10 protein-coding genes are annotated in these 14,676 nt (G+C 42.7%); all 10 read left to right on the forward strand.

Annotated features, from left to right (window positions below; all coding sequences use genetic code 11):
* Positions 1-410 precede the first annotated feature (410 nt).
* The 10 genes from AB3329_RS00005 (at position 411) to essC (ending at position 14,674) form a co-directional block, all read left to right on the forward strand.
* Positions 411-689: a type II toxin-antitoxin system YafQ family toxin gene (locus AB3329_RS00005; protein ID WP_368393691.1), complete on the forward strand. Its 279-nt coding sequence runs from the start codon at positions 411-413 to the stop codon at positions 687-689.
* Positions 690-1,064: 375 nt separating this feature from the next.
* Complete coding sequence (pbp2a, locus tag AB3329_RS00010; protein ID WP_368393692.1) at positions 1,065-3,431, forward strand: penicillin-binding protein PBP2A; 2,367 nt, start codon at positions 1,065-1,067, stop codon at positions 3,429-3,431.
* Positions 3,432-3,480: 49 nt separating this feature from the next.
* Entirely contained in the window at positions 3,481-3,633 is a 153-nt protein-coding gene (gene rpmG, locus AB3329_RS00015) for a 50S ribosomal protein L33 (protein ID WP_368393693.1), read from the forward strand.
* 54 nt (positions 3,634-3,687) lie between these two features.
* Positions 3,688-3,864 carry a preprotein translocase subunit SecE gene (gene secE / locus AB3329_RS00020; RefSeq protein ID WP_067059813.1) on the forward strand — a complete coding sequence of 59 codons (177 nt, stop codon included), beginning with the start codon at positions 3,688-3,690 and terminating at the stop codon, positions 3,862-3,864.
* An 815-nt stretch (positions 3,865-4,679) separates the two neighbouring features.
* The gene (locus AB3329_RS00025; RefSeq protein WP_116878179.1) at positions 4,680-4,970 is read left to right on the forward strand and encodes a WXG100 family type VII secretion target; all 291 of its coding nucleotides are present in this window, start codon (positions 4,680-4,682) and stop codon (positions 4,968-4,970) included.
* Between the two features lie 72 nt (positions 4,971-5,042).
* Positions 5,043-8,318, forward strand: a complete 3,276-nt coding sequence (gene esaA / locus AB3329_RS00030; protein ID WP_368393694.1) for a type VII secretion protein EsaA — start codon at positions 5,043-5,045, stop codon at positions 8,316-8,318.
* The gene (gene essA, locus AB3329_RS00035; RefSeq protein WP_368393695.1) at positions 8,315-8,788 is read left to right on the forward strand and encodes a type VII secretion protein EssA; all 474 of its coding nucleotides are present in this window, start codon (positions 8,315-8,317) and stop codon (positions 8,786-8,788) included. Before esaA ends, essA begins: the two co-directional genes overlap by 4 nt.
* A gap of 2 nt (positions 8,789-8,790) precedes the next feature.
* Positions 8,791-9,042 carry an EsaB/YukD family protein gene (locus tag AB3329_RS00040; protein ID WP_368393696.1) on the forward strand — a complete coding sequence of 84 codons (252 nt, stop codon included), beginning with the start codon at positions 8,791-8,793 and terminating at the stop codon, positions 9,040-9,042.
* Positions 9,035-10,246, forward strand: coding sequence for a type VII secretion protein EssB (essB, locus tag AB3329_RS00045; protein ID WP_368393697.1), 1,212 nt, complete (start codon positions 9,035-9,037; stop codon positions 10,244-10,246). Before AB3329_RS00040 ends, essB begins: the two co-directional genes overlap by 8 nt.
* 18 nt (positions 10,247-10,264) lie before the next feature.
* Entirely contained in the window at positions 10,265-14,674 is a 4,410-nt protein-coding gene (gene essC, locus AB3329_RS00050; protein ID WP_368393698.1) for a type VII secretion protein EssC, read from the forward strand.
* Positions 14,675-14,676: the final 2 nt, after the last annotated feature.

Genomic DNA, 14,676 nt, shown 5'->3' on the forward strand with positions numbered 1-14,676 from the left:
CATTTCATTTGGAAGGTCTCCTTTCAATTGGATTTGGAAGTTTTCTTGACTACTGTAAGGTTCCCCAGAAACACCTTGTACCAACAGCCTCGCATAAGAGAATTCTAGTCACTGGCTCAGCTGCCGCATGTACCCTACTAGGTACAGAAGTGAGTGTCGTGGAAACAGCTAGTGTGTTGGAAGTAGGGACAAGGCTTGGGTAACAGACTTTAAAATGAAGTCTAAGCAACAAGGAGAGAAAGAAACAACCATGAGTCCATTCCATGACTCTATTGTTCTGGAAAACCTTGCAATAGTCAAGCTATAAAATTGTTAACACTTGGGATTGAAAATCCCCATAAACTTATTTTACGAGGGAGTTAATATGAGTGAAGAGTTTACTGATGTTAAAAGTTTGCTGGAGAGTTTAGATGCTTAAAATCAAATATCATAATCAGTTTAAAAAAGATTATAAATTAGCTTTGAGACGTGGGTTTAAGGCTTCTAAGCTAGAAGAAGTTTTAGAGATTTTAGTAGAGGGAAATGGTTTACCAGAAAAATATAGAGATCATCGGTTGACTGTTAGCAAACATTATAAGGGTGTCAGAGAATGTCATATTCAGCCTGATTGGCTTTTGATTTATCGGATTGATGATGATAAGTTGATTTTAAATTTATTGAGAACTGGTAGTTATTCTGATTTATTTTAATTTTAGAAGAGGTGTTTTATGAAGAAGAAATTATGATAATGAGACGATTTCTTTTGATGGAAAGACATATGTTGAAGAAGGTTCTGATAAGTATAAATCTTTGATAAAAAATGCATCTGAAGTTAATGGAAATTAAAGAAAGGCGGCTAGAGAAATCTAGTCGCTTTTTTCGATGCAGCAAAATAGTTTTAAAAAACTAAGTGAAGTAGAGTTAGATTCCCAGGAATGAAGTAACCAAAAAATGTAGAAAGAAGTAAAAATATATAGTAAATGGTTGTTTTTTGAAGAAGAATTATTTTTGGGATAATGCTTTGTTATAATAGTATATTACAGGTAGTGTTAGATAATTTTTTGGGGTGGTGATATAATAGAGCTATGACGATTATTGAATTACTGAAAAAAAAGTTTTTCCCAAAACGATCAGACCAAAATCCTGTTGAGGGAAGGTCTCAGTTCGATGATGGAACAGCAGCGCCTTCTGATCAGGATAATCTGGATGAAACCAAGATTTTCCAAGATGACAGTTTAAAAGAGGACCCTGCCGCCAGTGAAAGAGAAGAAGCTGCGGGGACCAGAGAGAGTGCCTATCAGCGCAGCCGCGGCTACCGTGAAAAGGAGAGAGAGCGTCCGGCCTGGCTGCAGACCCTGAGCCGTTTTGTGCCATCCCCTAAAAGTCCTATTCGTCGTTTCTGGCGACGCTACCGCATTGGCAAGATTCTGCTGATTATAGGAGCTGTTTTTGTCTTAGTGATAGGCTCCTACCTCTTTTATTTGGCAAAGACGGCTAAAGTTTCTGATTTGCAGGAAGCGCTGAAAGCTACGACTGTTATTTATGACCGCAATGAAGAGTACGCTGGCAGTCTGTCCGGACAAAAAGGAAGTTATGTGGAGTTGGACGCTATCTCTGATGATTTGGAAAATGCGGTTATTGCGACCGAAGACAGGAGCTTTTACAGCAATAACGGAATCAATATTCCGCGCTTCCTTTTGGCCGTTGTGACCTTTGGAAAATTCGGCGGGGGGTCAACCATTACTCAGCAGCTGGCTAAAAATGCCTACCTGACTCAGGACCAGACTATCAAGCGTAAGGCTCGGGAATTTTTCTTGGCTTTGGAGCTGACTAAAAAATACAGCAAGGATGAAATCCTTACCATGTACCTGAATAATGCTTATTTTGGCAATGGAGTCTGGGGTGTTGAAGATGCCAGTCAGAAATATTTTGGGACCAGTGCAGCCAATCTCAGTTTGGATGAAGCGGCTACTCTGGCCGGCATGCTGAAAGGACCTGAGGTTTATAATCCTTATTATTCTGTTGAAAATGCTACTAACCGCCGAGATACAGTTTTAGCTAATATGGTGGCCGCCGAAAAGATTACGCAGGAAGCTGCGGACCAAGCCGCGGCTGTAGGTCTCGGCAATCAGCTGGCTGACACCTATGTCGGCAAATCTGATGATTACCAGTATCCCTCATATTTTGATGCAGTAGTCAATGAAGCTATAGAGGTTTACGGCCTGTCAGAAGAGGATGTTGTTAATAACGGCTACAAGATTTATACGGAGTTAGATCAGAATTATCAGTCCGGTATGCAGATCACCTTTGATGATGACAGTCTGTTTCCTGTTTCGGCTTATGATGGAACCAGTGCTCAGGCGGCCAGTGTGGCTCTTGATCCAGCTACCGGCGGTGTCCGAGGCTTGATAGGCCGGGTCAACAGTACTGAGGATGTTTCTTTCAGAAGTTTTAACTATGCTACCCAGTCCTCAAGAAGCCCGGGGTCAACGATTAAACCGCTGGTTGTTTATGCACCGGCGATTGCAGCCGGCTGGAGTGTTGACAGAGAACTGCCTAATTCGGTGATTGACTATGATGGTTATGCGCCGACTAATTACGGCGGTTATGAATCGGAAAATATACCTATGTATCAGGCCCTAGCCAATTCTTACAACATTCCTGCTGTTTATACTCTGGATAAGCTGGGAATCAGCAAGGCCTTCTCTTACGGTGAAAAGTTTGGGCTCAATATGGACACTGCCAGCAAGGAGCTGGGTGTTGCGCTGGGTGGCAGTATGACGACCAATCCGCTGGAGATGGCTCAGGCCTATGCAGCCTTTGCTAATGGAGGGGTTATGCATACTGCCCACCTCATTACCCGTATTGAAACGGCCAGCGGCGATGTGATTAAAGAGCATAAAGATAAGTCCAAACGCGTGCTCAGTCAGTCGGTAACCAACAAAATGACCAGCATGATGCTGGGGACTTTTTCCAACGGTTCAGCAGTCAATGCTAATGTTTACGGCTACACTCTTGCCGGTAAAACAGGTACCACAGAAACAGATTTCAACCCAGATTTAAGTGGAGACCAGTGGGTAATCGGCTATACACCCGATGTGGTTATCAGCCAGTGGTTGGGCTTTAATGAGACAGACGAAAACCATTATCTCAGCGATGCTAGCTCCGGGACGGCCTCTTATATTTTCAGCACTCAGGTCTCCTACATTCTGCCTTATACGGACGGAACGGATTTTAAGGTTGAGAATGCTTATCTGCAAAACGGTGAAAGTCTGGTTTATGATGCAGACGACAGCAATGACACCACAGCCAATGATTCGCAGAGCATTATTGACAGTATCAAAGAGTCGGCTGATAAAGCCAGTCAAAGTATCAAAGATGCTGTAGAGGAATACGGCATTAAAGAGAAGGCCAAGGAGCTGTGGGATAATATCATCGATTATTTCAGATAGCTTGCGTGAAATGCTGAATCGTGTTAGAATAAAGACCGACGGAGGCATTATGGCACAGAAAAAAGCAAGTCTGGCCTGCACGGTCTGCGGTAGCCGCAACTATACCATAAAAATCAGCAGCACGCCCAGACCCGTACGGTTAGAAGTTAAGAAGTTTTGCAAATACTGTAAAAAATACACGCTGCATAAAGAGACCCGCTAGTCGATTATATCAGAGGAAAGAGCGAATGCTGTTTCCCAATGGAAGGAGAAACCCGTGGCATTTATTAAAGGTGTTTTCACGATTTTAAAAGAAACAACCTGGCCTGGCCGCAAACAGCGCTGGAAGGACTTTCTGTCAGTTATGGAGTATACGGTCTTTTTCACGATTGTTATCTTCATCTTTGACCAGCTGCTGGGCCTAGGTCTGTTGGAACTGCTCAATCATTTTTAAAAACAGAGGCTAAGTATGAGCGAGAACAAATTTTGTTCTCGCCTTTTTATTTATAAGATACAAAGCCCGTTAAAAACGCAAAAGGAAAATAGGGGACTGACTGACGAATCGCCAGATTCTAAGTCAGGCCATCTTTTTCCCGCAGCGTTTAGGGCGTGTTCAATTCCATAAGATACAAAGCCCGTTAAAAACGCAAAAGGAAAATAGGCGGTAAGCCAGAAATCTGTGATTTCGTCTGCGCACCCCTGCCAGAACGGCTAGAAGGGTGCGGCAGGCTGCAAAGACTGCAAAGCCTTCAGTCGTTTACGGCTGCCTAACTGTGAAATCAGTTCTATATTTGACCATGCTTTTTTCCCGCAGCGTTTAGGGTGTGTTCAATTCACAAGATACAAAGCTCGTTAAAAAATCCGTATGAAAATAGGGGATGGCAAGTGATGTCTTGCATCATGCTGGCAGCCATCTTTTTCACTAGGATTTTAGGGTGTGTTCAGTTCCACAAGCTTTGAGAATGATTCAGTTTATGATTACTGAAAAACGTCTTCGGTTTTATCTTATTCCCTAAGATAACATTCATCAAATTGCCATAGAAAAAGTTTGTAAATTAGCGTATGTTGGGATTTATTATTTTTTTGTTTTAATCTAATTATTTTAAATACATTTTTTCAAATGATATTTTGATTACAAAAAAGAAACTTTTTCGCTTTTTTTACGACAATGTTGTGTTTAAGTTAACTTTAAGAAAAGTGCCTTGTTTTTTGATTTGAGTAAGTTATAATGAGAATGTATTTTTTATAAAGAAAAGGAGATTTTACTTTATGGCTACAATTAAACTGACTCCTGAAGAACTGCGTACTTCTTCACAAAAGTATGGAACAGGTGCTACCGACATCGACCAAATTTTGACAACTTTGACAAATGAACAGGCTGTTATCAGTGAAAACTGGTCAGGTTCAGCATTTGACAGCTTTGAAGTACAATTCAATGAACTATCGCCTAAAATCAAGCAATTCTCGCAATTGTTAGAAGATATTCAAACACAACTGAATTCAGTTGCTGATACTATTGAACAAACAGACCAAGACATTGCTTCAAAAATCGGTCAATAGTTTCTGACTATAACATAAGAGGGGGAAGGCGGAAACTTCTTCCTCTTTTCTTATTTATCAGGGAATAAAAAAATGAGAATCACTAAATTTTTACAATACGGAAAGTACCTTTTATTTATAACTTTAATGCTGGGTGCTGTCCTCCTTTTAAATAGGGCTGTGCAGCAAAATAACAGTTCTCAGGGAAATCAAGGGCAGGACAAGCTCAATGTTGCTCTGGTTAACGAGGATCAGTCAGTTGCCGGCCAAGCCGGAGAGCGTTATCAGCTGGGGGCCAGCTATGTTAAGAGTTTGGAAAAGGACGATTCGAATAACTGGACAGTGACCAGCCGCGGAGCGGCAGAAAATGGTCTGGCAGCCAGTAAATATCAGCTGATGGTCATCATTCCCAGTAATTTTTCTTCCAAAGTTTTAGATATAGACAGTCTGACGGCTAACCAAGCCTTGGTGACCTATAAGGTGAATGCTAATGGCAACCGGCAGGTTGAAACAAAAGCCAGTGAACTGGGAGCTGATATTGTTGATGATTTGAACAGCCAGCTGGTAAATATGTACATGGCTAGTATTTTGGGGAATCTTTATACGGCTCAGCAAAATGTTCTGGCTCTCTCAGAATTACAATCGGCCAATATTGGCAGCTACACTAACGGGCTTTACCAGCCGGTGCTTAGTTTTCCGGATGCCTTTTCGCCATTAGTCAGTTTAGCTGATGCTTCATTCTCGGCCAATACAAGCCTGTTGGAATCGCTTAATGCTTCTTATAATAATAGTATTAGCAGCAGTTCATCTGAAACTGCTGATAGGCCAGTGAGCCGGCAAACAGAAAACAGCAGTTCTGATACGACATCTCCTGAACCTGACAGCTCACTTCCCGGCAATGTAGCAAATACTGGGATTGGCATGAGCAATGATGAGTTGAGAACCGAACTGCAAAAGTTAGCTGATCTTGTTCAGGCTAATCAGAGACTTCTTGGTGAGAAGGAACAGACAGAAAACGGTATTGTCGGGCCGACAGAAACGGATGAGGAGACAGATTCGTCATATAATCTTCTTATTGAAGATTTGCAAAAGCAAATTGCTTCTTTAGAGGACGAATTAAACACCATCGAATCCGAGATAAACGATGAGACAAAAGCTGCCAGAGACCGTATTGTCGAAAAACTGGCTGCTTATTACGATAAAAAAGCTGATGAACCTATCACGCTCAGAGATTTTCTGGCGAAACAAAAAGACGGTGATGGTCAGGACTATATTGACGATATAGAAACGCAGGAAGAGGCAGTTCAAGCCGTTATCAATACTCTGCCGACCTTGGATACAGACAGTCTTGAAACAGATTTGAGCGGCCTAAAGAGCACTAAAATTTCTTTTAAAAATGCTGATTATGCCAAAGAGCGCTACAGTAACAGCGAAATGAACACTGATCTCAGAAACAGGTTAACAGAGGCTAAGAAAGATCTGGATCAAGCTGCGGAAAATTCTGTAGACGGTAAAAGCGGTCAAGCCACTTATGTTTATAATAATCCTGCTTCAGACAGCGATGCAGCAGATGAAAATCAAGCAGAAAACGGTAACGGCAATGCTGCAGATAATGAAAATACGGAACCTGATGCAAACAGTCCTCAAAATCCTGACCGGGAAGGGAGCGATCCTATTAACAGTCCGGCAGCCTATAAGAAGCAAACCTATAGGATTATTCAAACGGATAATGCCGGAAATGCCGGTAACGCAGCTGTAAGTGTTGATTTCCCCAGCGATCTGATTGCTGTTACGTCTATTACGATTAATGGTCAAACGGTTGGAGAAGGTTCGAGTGCAGCGCTGACGGCTGGTAACAATAACATTTCAATAGCCTATACTTATAAGAGCAGACCGGCTGATCTTGATACGGTGCAAAATATCGTTATCACTGTAACTCCAGATAAGGGATCTGAAATTAAACAAACGATTCCGGTTGACCTCAGCCCTTATATCAATGATGATTATGTCAAAGCTGTTGAAACCTACAGTGCTCTTGTTCAAGAAGTTAAGGATGCTTACGGCACTGCCGATACTATTATTGAGACTGTTGCACCGACTAAAGATGGGAAAGAGCAGCCGCTTAGTGAAATCCTTGATATGAATATCAGTACCTATCTGCAGGAAGCCGTGATTAACAGTTTAACAGTTGCTTACGGAGGCGGTACTGATGGAACTTCTCTGCCGGAAATTGAAAAGACAAAAAAGAATTTGCAAGAGAATTTGGAAGCACTGACAGATAATCAGACCAATCTCTCAACTCAAATCACTGACCTGCTTGCAAAAACGGAAAATCTTCAAAATGATTTGAATACGGGTCAGTCCGCAGACGGTTCTTCTGGAGCGGGCGGCAGCAGCCAATCTGCAGGCAACTCCTCATCGTCTAGCTCCAGTTTGGACAGTGACAGGGCTGAGCAGCTGAGAAGACTGCAGGCAGATTCTGCTTCGATGCGAGCGGAATCTGCTCAGCGAGTCAGCAGCGCACAAGGGGTCAACAGCAGTTTTCAGACTTTCAAAAATGAAGTGGATGCTGCTCAGGCCAACAGCCAGGCTCTTTCTCGAACAGCTGATGATTTGATGAAAGAATTTAATGATGAACTAGAGCTTAACGGCGATTTTGTCGATGCTTTCTCCAAAGTCTTCAATAATGCCTATAATAATGGGGTTGCTAATGAAACCTTGCTCAATTTCCTATCCAATCCTGTGAAAAAATCAGCTCAGTCCGCTCAGGCTACAGCTGACGTTTTCCGTCCATTTACTTGGATTCTGCTGATTGAAATTATCACTTTGTTTACGGCCTATGTTTTTGGCACACAAACTGTTTTCCAACGGATAAAAGATAGATATAAGCTCAGCTCTCTCAACCAGTCTGATTTAGTCAGTGTTGGTTTGCTTATTGGAGTGTCTCTGCTTATGGGAATTGTTTTAGGCGCTGTTTCTGCTCAGCAGCTCTCTGTTGACCGTTCGGCTTTACCTGCCTGGATTTTTCTAACCATCCTTTTAAGTTTGATTTTAATTCTGGGACAGTATCTGCTAATCAACTATCTCCGTGTTCTCGGTATGGGCTTGGCACTCTTTATGTTATTGAGTTATATTTATATGACAGGTGCTATTGGGACGACTGTTGCTGTCAGAGGTGGCTTGTCTCTTGTGAAGCGTCTGAATATACTGGCTTACAGTGAAAATCTGTTTGCCAACCTGTCTGCGGGTAATATGGTCAGCGCAGGAAGTATCTTTATTCTGCTCCTGCTGGTGGTGCTTGTCCTTGCCTTGAATATGTCTCTGCCAAGTTTAAAAGATAAGCTGAGCCGGGAGGAATTGAAATCATGAAAATAGCGAAATGGCTGCTGTTTATCGGATTGTTGTTCAATTTAGGAGCTGGGCAGGCCAGTGCTGCCGAAAAAATAAAAGATAATAACCTAGTCTTTGATGATGAGCGTTTGGAACGCGAAGAAACAGACAGTTTGGGCAGTCTTTCCGATTTGACTGCCCAGCTTTTCAAAAAGGACAGCAAAGAGCAGTTTAAACAGTATAAAGATAGTAAAGCAAAGAATGACCAAGCTGTTCTCAATAGTTTATTTAGCGGTCAGGAAGTCAAAAAACCGGCTCTGGACACAGCAGCTATTTTTTTGGAGGCTGAAATCAGCCCCAATTATGCTAGGCACCAAACGCAGGATACAGACTCACAGGTCGGGCTGTCTGTAGACAGTTTTACCCTGCTGGCTGTCTACACCGGCCTGCTTATTCTTGTTTTAGCTGCAGCCGGTATTGGCAGTTACCGCATCAGCAAAGGGGACTGAAGATGGATTCGCATATTAATATCACCATACTAAACAAAGGGAAAAGAGCCGATATACGCCTCCCTGAAAATATGGAAGTCAGCCATTTGATTAAGGAACTGGATACGATTTTTAACCAGACACAGGTTCGAAAAAAGTATCAGATTCGTGTTGTCAATAAGGGGCTGATTCTGGATGAAGGGAAGGTCCTTAAAGATTATCCTGTCACAACAGGGGATCTCTTAGAAATTATGGAGGATGGCGCACTTGACTAAGGAAGAAATCAAATTTGACCAGCAGACTTTTTCTTTTGACAAGGCAGATAGTCAGTGGGTTTTGACCCTCAAGCGGTCTGATGTTGCTACGCAGGCAGTTGAGCAGGTTCGTCTGCTTGAGATTGAGCACCCGCTCCTGCTGCCTCAGACCAGTACTTGGGATAAAGAAACAGTGACCTTCACTTACACTGTTGAGCAAAACGGAATAAGCTACGCTGCTTTAAAAGAGAGGCGCTTGTCTGAAAAGATACGGGCTGCGCTTAATATAACGGATTTGGCTGATTGCCTGACACTGCCGATTACCTTTTTTATCGATCCGGCCAATCTCTTTTTTACAAAAAATGGCATTGCCAAGATCGCTTATCGGGCTTTGCCGGAGATTATGAAACCTGACAGTCTTTCTGAACAGGATTTTTTGCGGCAGGTCAAATGTGCTATTTTGACACTTTTTACAGACCATCATTTTGAGGATTTGTACCAAGGTGCTTTGGAGGTCATCAAGGACATTCCGCCTTTTCTGGAGGAAGCAGTGGCAAGCGGTTCACTTGCTCAGCTCAGAACTGATTTGACAAAAAGCTTTGAAGAAGTACTGGCTGATGAGAATGCTACTCTTAGCTTAGTGCCCCGCCGTCAGTACAAACGGTTTAAATATTTGACTGTCTGGTTTTCTGCTCTGTCCTTTCTATTAATGATTCCGCTGGTTTATGTCATTTTCCTGCAGATGCCCTTTCAGCAAAAAATGCTGGATGCCGATCAGCAATTTCTAAAAGTAGACTATTCTGGTGTTGTCTCAACCCTAAAATCGGTTGAGCTGAATCGCATGCCCTTCACGCAGAAGTATGAGCTGGCTTATTCTTATATTCAGAATTTGAACTTTTCTGATGAACAGCGCTCTGCTGTCTTAAACAACATTTCCCTTAAATCTGATGAATTGCTTTTGGATTACTGGATTGAAATCGGGCGGGCCAACAACGACGAGGCTATGGATATTTCCATACGTTTGGAGGATTATGATTTAATCATCTACGCCATCGCTCAAAAAATCGAAGAGGTCAAAAACGACAGTTCTCTATCAGGGAGTGAACGTGAAGAGCAACTGGAGTCGCTCCAATCTGATTATGAGACCTATAATGAGGAACGTCAGGCAGCGATTAACGGCGGCGATGATGAATCGGATGCTTCAAGCAGCAGTTCCGGCAAATAGGAGGAAAGGACGTTCGCAATGAAAGGTTATTTACCGATTTATATCGGAGATTTGCGCTATGAACTGACTATAGATGGTGATGGAGAGCATTTTGTCTTAGGCAACGATGCCAATGCCTCAGTTTATCTGGCGGAGCTCTCCCATCCCCTAGTGATTGCCTGTCAAAAGGGATCATTGTTTTATCAGTTTGCTGATGACCAGCCTCAGCCTTTGGAGCTGCCCGCTGATTTAACAGACCGTATTCGGATTGAAAAACTACAGGATCAACCATCTACAGTGGTTGATGTGTTAGATAAGCAGCGCATTTCTGTTAATCCAGATGATCTGCTTTTTGACAATGAAGATGTTCAGCTGCTGTTCTTCAAAAAGACTTCTAGCTGGGAGTTATCTGTTTTTGCAGGGACTGTTTATATCAATAATCAAAAGCTGAGACAAGATAAGATTGATTTGGCTTTTGGCGATGAGGTCACTTTTGGCAGTAAAAAAATAAAATTATTAAATGATGAACTGCATCTTTGGGGAGAAAGCGGGATATCAGGTCAGCTGATTAAACGGACTGAGTCCCGCTATCATTTTTATCCAGGCTATCCGGATTACCATCGTTCTCCGCGTTTGATTTACCGCGGTTCAGAGGAAAAGTTGGAAGTCAAGGCGCCGCCTCAGGAGCCCAGAAAACCAACCGATCAGCTTCTTAAACTGATTATTCCGCCGCTGATGATGATTGGGATTACCATTTTGATTACCTTGATTCAGCCGCGGGGGATCTATATCCTGATGACGATTTCCATGTCGGCAGTGACACTGGTTTTCTCCATTTCCAACTATATCAGAAATCGTAAGCAGTATAAAATTGATTTAGCAGATCGGATTGAGAGCTATCAAGCTTATTTGTCAGATAAATCGATAGAACTACGGAAAAAAGCAGAAGAATACCGCAAGGGCCGTCTTTATCACTATCCGGATTTACCTGCTATAGATAGCCTTCTTAAAGAATACCATCACCGCATCTATGAAAAAACACCGCTTCATTTTGACTTTCTCTATTACCGTTTAGGTCTGGGGAGGATTAAACCTTCTTATAAACTGGCTTATTCGGAAAAAGAACGCAATAAAAAGACAGATGATTTGGAAAAAGAAGGGTTTGCGCTTTATGAACGCAACCGCAAGGTTTCAGATGTCCCTGTTATAGCCAATCTGGTTAATGGGCCTGTCGGCTACATTGGCGAGCGCGCTTTAGTGATTGAGCAGCTTCAGCTCATGCTGACTCAGCTGGCTTTCTTTCACAGCTATCATGATGTCCAGTTTATTCCTATTTTTCCTGAAGAAGAAAAGGCTGAATGGGACTGGCTGCGCTGGCTGCCTCACGCTAGGCTCCAAGAGCTTAATGTCCGCGGCTTTGTCTATAATCAAAGGACCCGCGATCAAGTTTTAAACAGTCTCAACCAGATTTTAAAAGACCGTCAGACTCAGAAAAGGACCCAAAAAAACGGCCAGGAAAATATTCTTTTTTCCCCGCACTATGTTGTCCTGATCACAGATGAAAAGCTGACCCTTGATCATGGGATTATGGAATTCTTTAATGAAGACCCGACAGAGTTGGGCTGCAGTGTTATTTTTGTCCAAGACGTGCTCAGCTCGCTATCTGAAAATGTTAAAACCATTATCGACATCAAAGACGTTAACTATGCTGAGCTGGTGATTGAAGAAGGGGAGCTGAAGAATTTAGATATTGCTCTGGATCATTTCCCTGAAAATTTTGATAAAGAAAGTATCTCGCGTCGCCTAGCGCCGCTCAACCATCTGCAGAACCTGAAATCTTCCATCCCTGAATCGGTCACCTTTTTGGAGCTTTATCAGACCGAAGATTTTCAAGGACTGAGGGTGCCTGAGCGCTGGGAACAGAACAACCCTTATAAGAGTCTGGCTGTTCCCTTAGGCTTAAGAGGGCAGGATGATATTGTTTACCTTAACCTTCACGAAAAAGCTCACGGCCCTCATGGTCTTATCGCAGGGACGACAGGTTCAGGGAAGTCAGAACTCATTCAGTCCTATATTCTGAGTTTGGCGGTCAATTTTCACCCGCACGATGTCGCCTTCCTTTTAATCGACTATAAAGGCGGGGGCATGGCCAATCTCTTTAAAGACCTTCCACATCTGCTTGGCACCATCACTAACCTAGATGGCAACCAGTCCATGCGCGCCTTAGCTTCCATAAAAGCCGAGCTCAGACGCCGGCAGAATCTCTTTGCCCAAGCGGAAGTCAATCACATTAATCAATATCAGAAAAAATATCAGCTAGGAGAGGTTGATGAACCTCTGCCCCATCTCTTTTTGATATCCGATGAGTTCGCCGAACTGAAGGCCGACCAGCCGGACTTTATGACAGAGCTGGTCTCGACCGCCCGGATCGGTCGGTCTATCGGGATTCACTTGATTCTGGCCACGCAAAAACCGTCCGGTGTTGTCAATGACCAGATCTGGTCCAACTCCCGCTTTAAAATCGCTTTGAAAGTAGCGGAACGAGCCGATTCACAGGAAATGCTGAAAACATCTGATGCAGCTAATATTACCCAAGCTGGCCGGGCCTATCTGCAGGTTGGCAATAACGAAATCTATGAACTCTTCCAGTCAGCCTGGTCCGGCGCGGATTATGAACCGGATAAGACTGACCAAGGGATTGAAGACAATACCATATATGCTATCAATAATCTGGGACAGTATGAAGTTCTCAATGACGATCTTTCAGGCTTGGAAGAAGTCGATGATATTCGAGAAGTTCCAACGGAGCTGGGCGTAGTGGTCAATCGTATTCAAACTCTAACTAAAGAGTTAGGGATTAAGCAACTGGCTCAGCCTTGGCTGCCGCCACTAGAAGAGAGAGTGTATTTGGAGGAACTGTACAAAGAGGGATATACTGCCTATGATGCTTGTCTGGGGCTTGTAGATATTCCAAATGAACAAGCACAACGAGTAGCGATTTACAATCCTGTATTACAGGGGAATCTTTTGTTGTTATCTCAGCCAGGCATGGGGAAATCTACCTTCTTACAGACTTTAATCATGTCTCTAGCGACCCGCCATACGCCTGAGGAAATTCATTTTTACCTGCTGGATTTTGGAACTAATGGTCTTCTACCGCTTAGAGATTTACCGCATGTGGCAGATCTTATTACTGCCGATGATGAGGAAAAAATATCTAAATTTATGCGCCGCATGAATACAGTTATGACTGACCGTAAAGATTTCTTGAAAGCACAGGGCGTGGCTAATAGTGCAATGTATCGTGAGCAAGGACATGTTTATCCGCAGATTATCATCATTCTAGATAATTTTGAAGGCTTGAAGGATAATCCGCAATATGATGCTATGGAAGCCTTAATCCAGCTGTTAGCTCGAGATGGTAACGCTCTAGGTATTACGGTCGTTATCACAGCTGGCCGACTGTCGGCTCTTAAAGGAGCGCTACAGGCTAATATGCGAGAGCGGATAATTTTGAAAATAACCGAGGAAAGTGATTCCAAAAGTATTATTGGCCGGCATAATTACACAATGGAAGATATCCCAGGACGCGGTTTGATACGCTATGATAATCCAGAAATATTTCAAACAGCCCTGCCAGCTTATGGGAAGACAGGGCAAGATGTCTTAATGGCTCTGCAAGAAAAAATTGAGCAGATGGATCGCGATTGGACTGGACAGCGACCAGAGCCGATCGCCTTAGTTCCAGAGTTATTAACATTACAAGATTTCCGATTACGATCCAGTGTTCAATTTGACATTAGCAATGGTGCCTTGCCTATCGGACTCAATACGGAAACCGTGGAAAACGTCACCATCCCTCTAACGCGTCTGAAACACGTCGCCATGATTTCTGACACAGATGAACACCTTGTCAATATAACTAGACATCTAATTGATGTATTAAGCTTGTTAGAGAATAAATCAATTATGCTGTTTGATACTGAGAAATTTTATGAAGATTTAGCTGATAAGGTTAAAACTTACGTTACAGAACCAAAAGAAGTAACTTCTCGCTTAAACCAGTTAATTTTAGAATTAGAAAGACGTGAAACAACGGATGAAGCCTATAAAGAATGGTTTGGGATTATTCCTGATTTTCAGAGCTTTGTCTCTCAGACCAATTTAGATTTGGATATGCTTCAAACGATATTTGAACATGGTCCTAAGGTTCAGATGCATCTATTTGCAGGCAGTCCATTGTCATATTTGGGAAATAATGCAGGAGATATACCAAAATATTATCGCCAAAATGCCAGTCACTTTCTATTTGGCATGCGGATGATTGATCAGGTTTTCTTACCGAAAACCTATAATTCTAAGGAACCTTATCTCAGCATAGATACTATTTACCTGCATAATCGCAGGAAGGAACAATTAGTGAAAATTACAAAGCCGGAAGGAGATTAAAC

The organism is Streptococcus huangxiaojuni (genome assembly GCF_040930515.1).
GTDB lineage: Bacteria > Bacillota > Bacilli > Lactobacillales > Streptococcaceae > Streptococcus > Streptococcus huangxiaojuni.